At 66.8% G+C, this 12,153-nt stretch carries 14 protein-coding genes; 10 read left to right on the top strand and 4 right to left on the bottom strand.

Features of this window, described 5'->3' with window-relative positions; translation table 11 throughout:
• Window positions 1–117 precede the first annotated feature (117 nt).
• The 5 genes from VGJ96_12715 (at window position 118) to VGJ96_12695 (ending at window position 3,988) form a co-directional block, all read left to right on the top strand.
• Complete coding sequence (locus VGJ96_12715; protein HEY3287972.1) at window positions 118–681, top strand: RNA polymerase sigma factor; 564 nt, start codon at window positions 118–120, stop codon at window positions 679–681.
• Window positions 678–1,361 (top strand): zf-HC2 domain-containing protein, encoded by a 684-nt coding sequence (locus tag VGJ96_12710; protein HEY3287971.1) that lies wholly within the window; start codon window positions 678–680, stop codon window positions 1,359–1,361. The genes VGJ96_12715 and VGJ96_12710 overlap by 4 nt, the downstream gene beginning before the upstream one ends.
• Window positions 1,362–1,374: 13 nt before the next feature.
• Window positions 1,375–2,280: a DUF4097 family beta strand repeat-containing protein gene (locus VGJ96_12705; GenBank protein HEY3287970.1), complete on the top strand. Its 906-nt coding sequence runs from the start codon at window positions 1,375–1,377 to the stop codon at window positions 2,278–2,280.
• 2 nt (window positions 2,281–2,282) lie between these two features.
• Window positions 2,283–3,083, top strand: a complete 801-nt coding sequence (locus VGJ96_12700; protein HEY3287969.1) for a DUF4097 family beta strand repeat-containing protein — start codon at window positions 2,283–2,285, stop codon at window positions 3,081–3,083.
• A 245-nt stretch (window positions 3,084–3,328) separates the two neighbouring features.
• A complete protein-coding gene (locus VGJ96_12695; protein HEY3287968.1) occupies window positions 3,329–3,988 on the top strand; it encodes a Bax inhibitor-1/YccA family protein in 660 nt (219 codons plus the stop codon).
• A 118-nt stretch (window positions 3,989–4,106) separates the two neighbouring features.
• On the opposite strand, the gene VGJ96_12690 is transcribed toward VGJ96_12695, so the two are convergent.
• From VGJ96_12690 to VGJ96_12675, 4 genes are read right to left on the bottom strand one after another with little or no spacing between them, the layout of a single operon-like run.
• Window positions 4,107–4,427, bottom strand: coding sequence for a 4a-hydroxytetrahydrobiopterin dehydratase (locus VGJ96_12690; GenBank protein HEY3287967.1), 321 nt, complete (start codon window positions 4,425–4,427; stop codon window positions 4,107–4,109).
• A gap of 60 nt (window positions 4,428–4,487) precedes the next feature.
• Entirely contained in the window at window positions 4,488–5,573 is a 1,086-nt protein-coding gene (locus VGJ96_12685; protein HEY3287966.1) for an XdhC family protein, read from the bottom strand.
• Between the two features lie 9 nt (window positions 5,574–5,582).
• Window positions 5,583–7,142 (bottom strand): hypothetical protein, encoded by a 1,560-nt coding sequence (locus VGJ96_12680; protein HEY3287965.1) that lies wholly within the window; start codon window positions 7,140–7,142, stop codon window positions 5,583–5,585.
• 8 nt (window positions 7,143–7,150) lie between these two features.
• Window positions 7,151–7,504 carry a response regulator gene (locus VGJ96_12675; protein HEY3287964.1) on the bottom strand — a complete coding sequence of 118 codons (354 nt, stop codon included), beginning with the start codon at window positions 7,502–7,504 and terminating at the stop codon, window positions 7,151–7,153.
• A 292-nt stretch (window positions 7,505–7,796) separates the two neighbouring features.
• On the opposite strand from VGJ96_12675, the gene VGJ96_12670 reads away from it, so the two are divergent.
• The 5 genes from VGJ96_12670 to VGJ96_12650 all read left to right on the top strand — a co-directional run bounded on the left by VGJ96_12670 (window position 7,797) and on the right by VGJ96_12650 (window position 11,994).
• Entirely contained in the window at window positions 7,797–8,474 is a 678-nt protein-coding gene (locus VGJ96_12670; protein ID HEY3287963.1) for a DUF1295 domain-containing protein, read from the top strand.
• Entirely contained in the window at window positions 8,474–9,343 is an 870-nt protein-coding gene (locus tag VGJ96_12665) for a UbiA family prenyltransferase (protein ID HEY3287962.1), read from the top strand. Before VGJ96_12670 ends, VGJ96_12665 begins: the two co-directional genes overlap by 1 nt.
• Window positions 9,344–9,383: 40 nt before the next feature.
• Window positions 9,384–10,133, top strand: coding sequence for a hypothetical protein (locus tag VGJ96_12660; protein ID HEY3287961.1), 750 nt, complete (start codon window positions 9,384–9,386; stop codon window positions 10,131–10,133).
• A 137-nt stretch (window positions 10,134–10,270) separates the two neighbouring features.
• On the top strand, window positions 10,271–11,143 hold the full coding sequence (locus VGJ96_12655) for an IS1595 family transposase (GenBank protein HEY3287960.1): 873 nt from the start codon (window positions 10,271–10,273) through the stop codon (window positions 11,141–11,143).
• Complete coding sequence (locus VGJ96_12650; GenBank protein HEY3287959.1) at window positions 11,143–11,994, top strand: hypothetical protein; 852 nt, start codon at window positions 11,143–11,145, stop codon at window positions 11,992–11,994. The genes VGJ96_12655 and VGJ96_12650 overlap by 1 nt, the downstream gene beginning before the upstream one ends.
• The last annotated feature ends 159 nt before the right edge of the window (window positions 11,995–12,153 follow it).

Here is a 12,153-nt window from a genome sequence, read left to right as displayed (position 1 = left end):
GTCCCCCCCCCCGCCCCCCCCCCCCCCGGCCTCTACCCCCTCCCCGTTCCGGCCGTTCAAACCCTTTACGGCATCCCCCTGTCTGATCCTGCGAACCACCGAGGACCAGCGATCCGGATGCAGGCTTCCCCACTCCCCGTGACCCTCTCGCCGTCGCTCCCCGACGACGTCGCCCTCGCCGCCCGCGGCGACCGGCGCGCATACGAGCGCCTGTACCGGGTCCACGTGGACAAGGTCTTCACCCTGTGCGCCCGGATGGTGGGCGACCGGATGCGGGCCGAGGAGCTGACGCAGGATGTCTTCGTCAGGGCGTGGGAGAAGCTCGCGCAGTTCCGCGGGGACTCGGCGTTCGGCACCTGGCTGCACCGCATGGCAGTGAACGTCGTGCTCAACGAACGGCAGGCGGAGAAGCGCCGGCGCGAGCGGCACGACGACGGAATCGAGGACATGGACACGATGTCGTACGCCGACGCGCGCCCGCTCCCGGTTCCGGGGCTCAGCCTCGATCTCGAGGCCGCCATCGCCGCCCTGCCGCCCGGCGCCAAGAAGGTCTTCGTGCTGCACGACGTGGAGGGATACACCCACGAGGAGATTGCCGCGATGCTGGGCATCACCGCGGGGGGATGCAAGGCGCAGTTGCACCGCGCCCGGCTGCTGCTGAGGGAGGCCCTGAACCGATGACCCAACCGATGATCCCCTGCGACGACGCCCTGGTGCTGGTCAGCGACCGGCTCGACGGCGCGCTCAGCGACACCCAGCGCGCGCAGCTCGAGGCGCACCTGGCCGCGTGCGCCGCGTGCCGCGAGGTGGTGCGCGACCTGGAGACGATCCACGCCGAGGCCGCGTCGCTCCCCACGATGACGCCGTCGCACGACCTGTGGGCCGGCATCGAGGCGCGCATCGAGGCGCCGGTGATGTCATTGAACGAACGGCGCCGTCCGCTGGCCCGCTGGAGCTCGCGGCAGGTGGCCGCCGCCGCCGCGGTGCTGATGGCGGTGTCGGCCGGCGGCACCTGGTTCGTGGCCGTCCGCTCGGCGGATTCACCCACCGAGCGCGTGGCAATCACTTCCACCCCGCGCGCCGAACTCGTCTCGGTGGCCGCCCAAAAGGGGATGGCCACGTACGAGAGCGAGATTTCGGCCCTGCACAACATCATCGAGACGCGCCGCGGCGAACTCGACTCCGCCACGGTGACCGTGCTCGAGAAGAACCTGAAGCTCATCGACCAGGCGATCGCCGAGAGCAAGGCCGCGCTGGCGGCCGACCCGGCCAGCGCCTTCCTCGCCGATCGGGTAAGCCGTGCCTACGACACCAAGCTGGAACTCCTCCGAGCGGCGGCGCTGCTGCCCTCGCGCACCTAACCAGGACCTGACCATGCGCACTCTGCTGTTCGCCACCGCCGCTGCCCTGTTGATCTTTCCCGACGCCGCGCGTTGCCAGGGTCAGGAGCGGCAGCGCATCGACACGACGTTCGCCTTCGCCAAGGGCGGCGGCGTGGACCTTGCGCTCGTCTCGGGCGACATCATCGTCACGGGATGGGCGCGGAACGAGGTGAAGATCCTCGCGAGCATCGAGATCGGCTACTTCGAGACGTCGTTCTCGCCGTCGCGCGTCAGCATCAACGCCAAGTCGCGGCGCAACCGTATGGGCGAGTCGCGCATCGAGATCTCCGTGCCGGTCGGCACGCAGGTGAGGGCCTCGTCGGTGTCGGGCAACGTACGGGTACGCGGCACTTCCGGCGAGACGCTGGTGAATTCGGTGAGCGGCGACATCGAGGTGCGCGACGCCAGCGACGTGGTGGAAATGCACGCCGTGAGCGGCGACGTGCGCGCCGAGAACCTCCGCGGACGCATCCAGGTCAACACGGTGAGCGGCGATATCCGGCTGGATGACGCGGCGGGCGCCGTGCGGGGCAAGACGGTCAGTGGCACGCTGGTGGTGCGCGGCGCGCTCGACGGTCTCGACTTCGAGAGCGTGAGCGGCGACTTCGAGTTCCGCGGCGATTTCCGCGGCACCGGCTCCTTTGCCGCGAACACGCACTCGGGCGACATCCGCGTCACCCTGCCCGAGAACCTGGCCGCGGATCTCGACCTGCAGACGTTCAGCGGCGACTTGCGCACCGAGTTCCCGCTCACGCTGCAGCCGGGCCAGACGGCCGGCCGCCGCGGCCGGGAAATGCGGACGACCATCAATGGCGGCGGGGCGCGCATCAGCCTCGGCACCTTCAGCGGCGACATCACGATCCAGAAGGGCGCGTCGCGCCCGACCAAGGAGGACTGACCATGCGAAAGACCCTCTCCCTGCTGGCCGCCGGCGCGGTGTTCGCGATGTTCGCACCCAACGCCAGCGCACAGGAGCGCGACGATTCCTTCAAGTGGTCGGGCGGCATCGAGGCCGGACGCACCGTCTACGTGCGCAACCTGAACGGCTCGATCAACGTGGAAAGCGCGGCCGGCGCGACAGCCGAGGTGCGGGCGGAGAAGGAATGGCGCCGCGGCGATCCCAAGGACGTGAAGATCACGGCCGCCAAGACGGCGAACGGCGACATCCTGGTCTGCGCCATCTGGGAAGGGCGCGAGACGCGCTGCGACGAAGACGGCTACAGCTCGCGCGGGGGCGGCCGGTCGTGGAACGACCGCAACGATGTGTCGGTCAAGTTCACCATCCTGCTGCCGAAGGGCGTGAAGCTCGACGCCTCGACGGTGAACGGCGGGCTCGGCATCGCGGGGGCCACCGCCGCCGTGAAGGCGCGCACCGTGAATGGCGGCATCGATGCGTCGACGACGGGCGGACCCGTCAGCGCCAAGACGGTGAACGGCGGCATTCGCGTGCGCGCCGGGAGCATCGGCACCGGGCCGGTGGAGTATGAGACGGTGAACGGGAGTGTCACGCTCGAACTCCCCGAGTCGCTCAATGCCGACATCGAGATGCACACGGTGAATGGCAGCATCACGTCCGAAGATTTTCCGATCCTGGTGCAGGGGCGCATCGATCGCCGCCGGATCGAAGGGAAGATCGGCAAGGGTGGGCCGGAGCTCAGCGTCTCGACGGTGAACGGGTCGATTCGGCTGCGGAAGAACTAACGGCTGGCCACGCCGGCGAGGCCGGAACGAGGGCGCGGAGAGAGCGATCTCCGCGCCCTTTGTTTGGTTCCCACCGTTGCGCGCTCCACGCCGTCGTATCCCGCGCGCCCGCTGGCAGCAGAAACTGCTTACCAATCCATGACTTGCACAACGCGAACTTTCGGCCTTCTCGGGCGTTATAATTCGAGTATTCCACCCTGATTTCACGGGAGTCGAACTCGATGGGTTATTCACGGTTTGCGGAGATGCCTGCGCTGGTCCTCACCGGCGAACAGCGGGCCACTCTTGTGCGCCGCACCTACCTGCTCGTTTTCGCGTCGATCATCGTGACGATGCTCGGCACGGCGGTGACGATGACGCAGGAGGCGCTGATGCTGAGCGCCGCGCGTCATCCGTTCATCACGATGATCCTGGCCTTCGTGCCGCTGTGGATGGCGATGAAGACGCGCGACAGCGCGCCGCGCGCGCTGGGCTTTGTCTTCCTGTTCAACCTGGTGATGGGCGTCGCGATCGCGCCGATCATCTACGTGTACAGCCGCAACGAACCCGGTGTCGTCGGCCAGGCCGGCATCCTGACGCTCAGCACGTTCGCCGTGCTCACCATCTACACGTGGGTGAGCCGCCGCGACTTCAGCGCGTGGGGGTCGTTCCTCGTGGTCGGCCTCTGGGTGCTGATCGGCACGTCGCTGCTCAACATGTTCTTCCAGAACCAGACGGCGGGGCTGTGGATCGCGGGGATGACCGTCTTCATCTTCGCCGGCCTGCTCGTCTTCGACACCTGGCGCCTGAAGAACGTGTACGGCCCCGATGACTATGTGCCGGCTGCGGTGCAGATCTACCTGGACCTGCTCAATATGTTCCTGGCGATACTGCAGTTGCTCGGCGGGGGGCGGAACAGGAGCTGAGTGATGACAGGTGGCGGATGGCAGATGGCAGAGGCGCCCGATGAGAGGGACTCATCGGGCGCCTGTTCTTATCCGCCATCCGCCATCTGCCTTCCGCCATCACTTGCCCCGTCGCGGACTATGCTCCGAGTCCGGGTCCCTCCGGATCCTGCGGCCCGACCAGCTGGTCCATGACGTGTGCCACGGCAAAGTCGAGTGCGGTGATGCCGCCGCTGTCGTGGGTGGAGAGTGACGCCGCGACCATGCGGAATCGAATGTCGAGATCTGGATGGTGCTCGGCTGCCTCGGCCGCCGCGGCCACGCGGTTCACCCACGCGATCGCCTCGGCAAAGGTGTGGAACTCGTACGTCTTGATGATCGCGTCGCCACGACGCGTCCATCCGTCCATCGCGTTGAGTTCGCGCTGGATCTCGATGTCGCTGAGCGTCACTGGGGGCATGGGGGCGGACGATAGACGGTGGACGGTGGACAATAGACGGTGGACGTCTGCTGACTGATGCTACCGTGGCGGCGCCGATTCGCCAGCGGCGTGGATCGGCGTCCCCTCCACCGTCCACCGTCGGCCCTCAACGGTCTGCCGACGCACGGCTACCAACTGTCCCACCACACTGATCGCAATCTCTTCCGGCGTGTCCGCCCCGACATCGAGACCGACGGGACAGACGATGCGCGCGATCGCCTCCTCATCGACGCCCCAGCCGCGCAGGGCGTCGCGGGTGAGCGCCGCCTTGCGACGCGACCCGAGCATGCCCAGAAAGCGCGGTCGCAGTGGCGCCACCTGTTCGGCGATCAGCGCGTCGTGCTGGTGGCCGCGCGTGCAGATGACCACGCAATCCGTGGGCGCCACGGCCGCCGCGCTCACGTCGCTGAAGTCGCAGACGAGCACCTGCTCGGCGCGCGGATGCCGGGTGGCGTCGGCAAACTCGCCGCGATCATCGATCACGGTCACGCGCCACCCGGCGAAGGCGGCGGCTTCGCAGATGCGCGCACCCACGTGCCCCGCGCCGAAGACCACCAGCCGGGGCGCGCCGACGAGCGCTTCGACCACGAAGTCGTCGCCGAGCGCGGGCTCGTCGCGTGACGGGTCAACGGCGCGCGCGGCCGCGTGCATCGCCGCATCGGCGCCGGCGTCGTATTCGCCCTGCGCCGTGACCAGCAGCTTGCGCGCCGCCCCGTCGGGCCAGGTGCGCGCCGTCACCAGCACCGCGCGGTCGCCGCGCGCCACGACATTGGCCGCCTGCGCGTACAATGCGGCGAGCGCAGGATTCGGGACTATCGGCTCGATGAAAACATCGGCCGTGCCGCCGCAGGTGAGCCCGTAATCGCCGGCCAGTTCGGCGTTCAGGGTGTGCGAGGTGCAGAGCGGGACGCGGCGTTCGCAGACGCCGAGCGCCTGCTCCATTATGTCGGCCTCGAGGCAGCCGCCGCCCACCGTGCCGAAGCGCGCGCCCTCGGCCGTGACGAGCAGCTTGGCCGTGGCGCTCATGGGCAGCGACCCGCGCCGGCGCACGACGCTCGCCAGCGCGCCCACTCCTGCGCCGGCGGCAAGGCGCGAACACTCGTTGAGAATGGCCGCGAGGCTCATCCCCGCACGTTATCGCCGCACCGCGGGCGGCGCCACCGTAGGCGGCGCTACGTCGGGCGGCGCCTTCGCATACACGGCGCCGTCACTGAACTCCTTGATGCGCACGAGACCAGCGGCCGCCACGAGCGCGTCGGTCGGTGCCGTGTCGGCGCTTTGCGCTTTCCAGGCCACCACGGTTCCACCCGTCGCGTCGAGTCGCGCCAGGAAACGCCGCACAGTGGTCGAATCGGTGGCTGCGGGAAGGTCGTGCACAGTGCGTCCGAGATGAAACCAGACCGCGCACGGCCAGTTGGTGTAGATGGCGCGAGCCGGATCTTGCGCGCGCACCCAGCCGAGCGTGGGGGACTCGCGCCAGGTTCGGCTCGCGAAGTCGCCACCGTCCTCGAGCGCGTCGGACAGCAGGACCTGGTCGGCGCGCACCGCGAGCACCATCCATCCGGCGCACGCGAGCACGCCAAGGATCCGCGCCGGCGTCGAGATGACGCGCCACGCCCGCGCCGCGACGACCGTGATGGCCGCGATCAGGGGCGGAAGCAGCGGCAGCAGCAGGCGGAAGTCGAACGGGATGTTGGGATCGGCGAAGGCGCGCGATGCCACGAGAAGCGCGACGTAACCGGCGATCACGCACCCCGCGGCCTGCAGCAGGACGCGCTGGTCGGCCCAACGGGGATCGTCGTGTGCCGGCTCCGGGCGCACCTCGCCCTCCAGCCGCACCGTGCTCCACGTCAGCGCAACGAACGCGGCAAGCACGCCGGCCGCTGCCAGCCACGGCGCCGGTTCCCATTCAAGGGTCGGCGCGAGGAGGCGCGCCGCCGTCTCGGCACCTTGCTGCAGCGTCGGCGCCCAGTGCCCGTACATCGCGACGGTGCGAATCTGCCCCGTCCCGCCGGGCGCTCGCTCGCGGGTAAGCGACCAGACCGCCATCGCCAGCAACGACGGCGCCAGCGCCAGTGCGGCGCGCCACAGGCGGTCGCGCCATGGCGCGCGCCGGTCGCGCAACGCCCACAGCGCCGCCGCCCCGGCCATCGACGGGCCGGCATAGCGCACCATCGTCGCCGCCGCCGCAATGAGTCCGTGCGTCAGCGCGGCGCGCGGCCGGCGCACCAGGCTCCACAGCATCAGGGTGATGATCGCCAGGAAAAGCGGCTCGCTCAGCACCTGCAGCTGCACGAACACAAATGCCGGCGTAAGCACGAGCACCACCGCGCCGAGTACTGCGCCACCGCCGCCGGCGAGCGGCCAGAGCGTGAATATGAGCAACGCCACCGTTGCGGCGGCCGCCGTGGCCTGCACGATGCGTGCGGCGTTCGTGGCGTCCGCACCGAACAGGATCGGCACCGCGATGGCGGCGGAGTATCCGGGAGGAAAGTGCGCCAGTGGCAGAGACGGTCGATCGTCCGTCCACGGCGCCAGCGGTACGCGCAGGGTGCCGTTGGTCACCAGACTTTGCGCCGCGCCCAGGTAGGACATCGCGTCCGGGTCGAGCCCGGGTCCTGGCGCTGCCGTAAAACGAAAGGCGCCCGCCATCGTCGCGAGCGCACAGGCAACGGTCAGGACCGCACGGCGCACCATCGGGCTCAGCCGAGGATTTCGGCGACCGTGCGGGTCAGCTGCTCAATCGTGAACGGCTTGTTCAGGAAGGCGCGGCGCGGCGCCGGCAGTTCCTGATCAAGACGTCCGTCGCTGTACCCCGACATGTACACGATGCGCACGGCGGGATTCAGTTCGTTCAGCTTCTGCACGAGCGTGGGTCCATCCATGCCCGGCATCCGCACGTCGGTGAGCACCACGTCGATCTTCTGCGCGCTCTCGCGCGCGATCTGCAGCGCTTCCTCGCCGCTCGGCGCCTCGAGCACGGTGTAGCCGTGCTTGGCGAGAATGCGGCGCGACGCGAAGAGCACCGAGGCGTCGTCGTCCACCACCAGCACCACGGCAGGGCGCGGGGCAGGAACGCCCGGGCGCTTGGCCGATTCCGAAGTTGGTCCTAGATCGCCTGCTGACACTATTTTCTCCCCTAACCGTGCATGGCGGGCGCTGCCCGTCGTCGGGCGGCCGCACCACTCGATGATGTAACACGCGCGAGGCGGGGGGGCAACTGGAGCCGGCCGACGCCTGGTTCGCCGCCCATGCCGCCACGTGGCGCAAACGGTCCGGCGTGCGCACGTTGGACGGTGGCTCGTGGCCCCCCGTTCAGTCATTCGGGGCAGTGCGCCCAGGTGTGTCATGAAACAGCAGATGCAGTTCCAGCCGGGCAAGTCGCCTTCGATCGGCCCAAAGGCGGCGATCATTGCCTGGTACGTGGTGTGTGCCACCGCCGCGGCGTGGATGTGGTTCGGAGCGCCGGAAGGCGCGGCACCGCCTGCGGTGGCGGGCCGTCAATTGCTCCTCCTGTGCTGCGCCGCACTCTACATAGGGCGGGCTGCGCACACGCTGTTTGTCTTCGTCAAGCGCACGGTGCCGTGGTGGGAAGCGATGTGGGGTGGAAGCATCATCGGCGTCGTCCTTTTCCTGTTCCTGCGCGACGGATTGCGCGCGCCACAGCCGCTGGGCGCGACCGACGCCCTCGCGGTGCTCCTGTACCTCGCGGGTTCGTATTTCGGCACGGCGTCCGAGTACCTGCGGCACGTCTGGAAAGCCGAACCCACGCATCGCGGCCACATCTACACCGGCGGACTGTTCGGCTGGAGCCGTCACATCAATTATTTCGGCGACCTGCTGCTCTTCACCGGCCTCGGGCTGCTCACCACGCACTGGTGGACGCTGTTCGTTCCGCTGGGGATGGCGTGCAACTTCATCTTCGTCATCATTCCCGCGCACGATGCGTACCTCGCCGAGCGCTATGGGGAGGAATTCAGGGCGTATGCGGGACAGACGAAGCGGTTGATCCCAATGGTTTACTGATGGCGGCCAATGCTCCCGCCGCGGGACGACGGCTACGCGGCCTTCTGCGGCTCTTTCGGTTCGAACTGCCGTTCGCCGCCGGCTCGTGCGTGCTCCTCGGCCAGGTGCTCGCGCTCGGTGCGCGCCCCGCCGTGGCGACGATGGCGCTTGGCTTCGCTGCCATCTTCTGCGTGTCGGCCACGGCGCTCATCCTCAACGATTATTTCGACGTCGAGACCGATCGCGTCAACGCGCCGCACCGACCGCTGCCGTCGGGCGACGTGCCGCCACGCGATGCACTGATGCTCTCGGTGGCTGTGGCGCTCGCCGGATTGGCGGCGAGCGCCGCGCTTGGTGCAGTGGCATTTGTCACCGCGGTCGTCATCTGGATGATTGGCGTGCTGTACAACTGGCGGTTCAAGCGCGCGGGGGTGCTGGGCAACCTGATGGTCGCCGTCTCCGTGGGGATGACGTTCATCTTCGGCGGCATCACCGTCGGGCGGCCGTTGAGCGTGCACGCCTGGTGGTTCGGCGCGATCGCCTTCCTGATGGACCTCGGCGAGGAAATCGCGGCCGACGCAATGGACGCCGAGGGCGACACGCTGATTGGCTCCTCGTCGCTCGCGATTCTGTACGGCCGCGCCGTTGCGCTGCGGGTGAGCACCGGCATCTTCGGCGCGCTGGTGCTGGTCAGTGTGGTACCGTTCCTGCTGCGTTTGGCGGAACCCGTCTACCTGGCCCCCATCGCGATCATGGACGTGGTCACACTGTATGCGGCCATCCGGCTGCTCGATGCGCGCCTCGCGAATCCGCGCGGGCATATTCGGGCGATCTATTTAAGCGGATTGGCAGCGGTGGTGATTTTCCTCGTGATTCGTTTGACGCGCTGACCGTCTTCCTCAGTCCCTCACTTACCTCATCGGCCATCTCATGCGTATCGCATTGCTGCCGGCTCTCGGCGTTCTCGTCCTGTTCGGCTCCGCGTGTCACTTGACCGGTCGCCCGCGGACGACGACGGCGCCCTCCAAGGGTACGCCCGTCATCGTCTGGCAGCCGTCGCACCAGACGGATACCGGGAAGGACTTCAACGAGGCCGAGGTGAGCAACGGCATCGCAGAGGCGGCGATGAAGACGCCGCCGGCGCTGAATGAACACAAGGTGTGGAGCTACGGCATGGCGGGGCTGCACCACGCGAACGTCGGCAGCAACACGATGATCGAGCACACGTCGGCCGTGGTGGACGGCCAGCTCTCGGGCTACGCGTACGAGCTGCAGCAGGCCAACAAGCTCTCGCCCACCGTGTTCATCGCGCTCCACAACAATGGCGGCACCAATCGCCATGCCATCTGGGGCTACGTGCACGATGGCGATTCACTGGAGGTGGAGAACCGCGCGCTGGCGGCGCGCCTGGTGGCGGCGGTCGCGTCGGTGACCGACCTCGAGAATCGCGGGGTGCTGCTGGACAGTTCGACGGGGCGAAACAACTACCGCTGCGCGGTCACGGGACGGCTGGGGTTCTACAGCCTGGATGAGAACGTGAACAAGGCGCCGTACCGCGTGCTGCTCGAGATCGGCGACAACGGCGTGAGCCGCGCCTTGCTGCAGGACCCCGCCAAGCAGCAGGCGATGGGGGCTGCCATCAAGAAGGAGCTGGCGGCGTGGCTGGGGGAGCGGAGGTAGAGCCAGCCCCCAGTTCGCAACCGACGCATACACACCCTTGGCGATTATGCACATCTTGACAGATAGCGGCGAGTTTTGTACCGTGTGGCATCTCAGAGCCGGAGGGGTGAGAGATGGCGCGAGCGCGCGTGAAGCAGATGACGCTCCCGCAGTTTGAGGCGGCGTTTCCCGATGAGATTGCCTGTCGGGATTACCTGATTGCCCGACGCTGGCCGGATGGCCCGAAGTGTCCGCGCTGCGGAAATGCGTCCGTCTATGCATTGCCGTCGAGGGCGCACCATTGGCAATGCCACAAGTGCGCGCCCAAGGGCTACCGCTTCTCGGTGCTGGTCGGGACGATCTTCGAGAACACCAACTATCCCCTGACCGTCTGGTTCAAGGTCATTTACCTGATGATGACCAGCAAGAAGGGGATATCAGCACTGCAAATCCAGCGGATGCTCGGAATGGGTTCCTATCGCACCGCGTGGTCAATGTGCCATCGCATTAGGGCAGGGATGGCGGACGAGGGATTCCGGCAACTCGTCGGCTTCGTCGAAGTGGACGAGACATTCGTTGGCGGTAAGGAGCGCAACAAGCACCGCAACAAGCGCGACGGTGGCGGTGGCCCAATGTCAGGCGGCAAGGCAATTGTCGTTGGTGCGGTTCAGCGCGGCGGGAATGTCGTGGCGCGCGTGGTGGACAGCATAGACGGCAACGTGCTTGGCTCGTTCATCCGCGAAGTGATCTCCGACAGAGTGTCACTCTTGTCAACGGATGATGGGCGCGGGTATCCGAAACGCTGGCCATTCCCCTATGGCAAGGTCAATCACTCAAAGGGTCAATACGTGGTCGGCGCGGTCCACACGAACACGATTGAAGGCTTCTGGTCACAGTTCAAACGCGGGATTGTCGGCACCTTCCACAAGGTCACGCCGAAATATCTCCCGCTCTATGTGGCCGAGTTCGAGTTCCGGTACAACAATCGCCTAAACGCGGACATCTTCGGCGCGGCTGTGGGGACTGTGTAATGTGGTACTTCACTCGCCGTTCCGTTGTTGTCGCCTCACTCGCCGCCGTATCGCTGACCGCCTTCGCTCTTACTCCATACAGCCCACATCACGGAATACAGAAATCCACCCCCAAGAACGCCGAGCAAGAATCCCCAGAGATCGCGCTCGCTCGGTATACCCTCTGGTTGACGGTATTCACGGGGTTTTTGTCTCTGACTGGAGCCCTCCAGATCATTCTCTTGGTTCGGTCTGAACGAACCGCCAAGGAACAGCGGGACGTGATGGACTCTCAGCAAATCGCAATGGAAGTCCAGGCGGAAGCAATGGGGCAGATGGCGTCGGCCTTGTCCGCGAGCGCCGAAATTGCGCGGCGCGGACACGTCGAGGCCTATCCGCCGAAGCTTGTTCTCAGGCAGGCTTCCATTTCTTCCGGCGAGAAGGGAGAGGCCCCGATCATTACCTTTCGCATCTACAACGAGGGCGGCTCCGATGCGACGATACTGCATAGCCGGGTTAGCGATTGGGTTTTTGACCCCGACAAACCCCGGAGGCGCGGCCTTCTGAACTATGTGGGACCGAGAGATGATCAGCCCGACCTGACCAATATCTGCATCAAAAAGCTGGAATACGCCGAAGCTGCCCACCCGTGCGGAGACATTGAGAACGCCGACGTTCCCCCGGCCCGAACCTTGCGCGAGCTTATGGTCCCGATCCCGGTAGTACCACCCGCGTTCCCAGAAAAGCCCTCTGTCCGGTTCAATCTCTGGGTGGCAATCACCTATGAAGATGAGGTCGGCGCGGTCAACTCGGTGAGCCTCGAAGCAATCTGCAAGCCTCCGTCTCGCGTATTTGAAAGCAGTCCCGCCTAAAATACAATTAGGCGAGGCCCACAAAAGAGAAGGGGACGAGAGATCATCTCTCGTCCCCTTCTGGGCTTGATAAGCTCCACCGCCTACAATCACCCTCGGCCTATCCTGCGGGGGTGTCAGCCCCAGCCGCTGGTAACCATCGAACACTACGAACATAGG

Source organism: Gemmatimonadaceae bacterium, from assembly GCA_036504815.1.
Classification (GTDB): domain Bacteria; phylum Gemmatimonadota; class Gemmatimonadetes; order Gemmatimonadales; family Gemmatimonadaceae; genus PNKL01.
Note: the sequence above shows the minus strand (reverse complement) of the source record. Positions and strands in the feature narration are given on the sequence as shown.

Bases quoted from the DNA above. Each gene is read 5' to 3' on its own strand.
- VGJ96_12715 (HEY3287972.1), top strand. From the start codon at position 118: ATGCAGGCTTCCCCACTCCCCGTGACCCTCTCGCCGTCGCTCCCCGAC.
- VGJ96_12710 (HEY3287971.1), top strand. From the start codon at position 678: ATGACCCAACCGATGATCCCCTGCGACGACGCCCTGGTGCTGGTCAGC.
- VGJ96_12705 (HEY3287970.1), top strand. From the start codon at position 1,375: ATGCGCACTCTGCTGTTCGCCACCGCCGCTGCCCTGTTGATCTTTCCC.
- VGJ96_12700 (HEY3287969.1), top strand. From the start codon at position 2,283: ATGCGAAAGACCCTCTCCCTGCTGGCCGCCGGCGCGGTGTTCGCGATG.
- VGJ96_12695 (HEY3287968.1), top strand. From the start codon at position 3,329: ATGCCTGCGCTGGTCCTCACCGGCGAACAGCGGGCCACTCTTGTGCGC.
- VGJ96_12690 (HEY3287967.1), bottom strand. From the start codon at position 4,427: ATGCCCCCAGTGACGCTCAGCGACATCGAGATCCAGCGCGAACTCAAC.
- VGJ96_12685 (HEY3287966.1), bottom strand. From the start codon at position 5,573: ATGAGCCTCGCGGCCATTCTCAACGAGTGTTCGCGCCTTGCCGCCGGC.
- VGJ96_12670 (HEY3287963.1), top strand. From the start codon at position 7,797: ATGAAACAGCAGATGCAGTTCCAGCCGGGCAAGTCGCCTTCGATCGGC.
- VGJ96_12665 (HEY3287962.1), top strand. From the start codon at position 8,474: ATGGCGGCCAATGCTCCCGCCGCGGGACGACGGCTACGCGGCCTTCTG.
- VGJ96_12660 (HEY3287961.1), top strand. From the start codon at position 9,384: ATGCGTATCGCATTGCTGCCGGCTCTCGGCGTTCTCGTCCTGTTCGGC.
- VGJ96_12655 (HEY3287960.1), top strand. From the start codon at position 10,271: ATGACGCTCCCGCAGTTTGAGGCGGCGTTTCCCGATGAGATTGCCTGT.
- VGJ96_12650 (HEY3287959.1), top strand. From the start codon at position 11,143: ATGTGGTACTTCACTCGCCGTTCCGTTGTTGTCGCCTCACTCGCCGCC.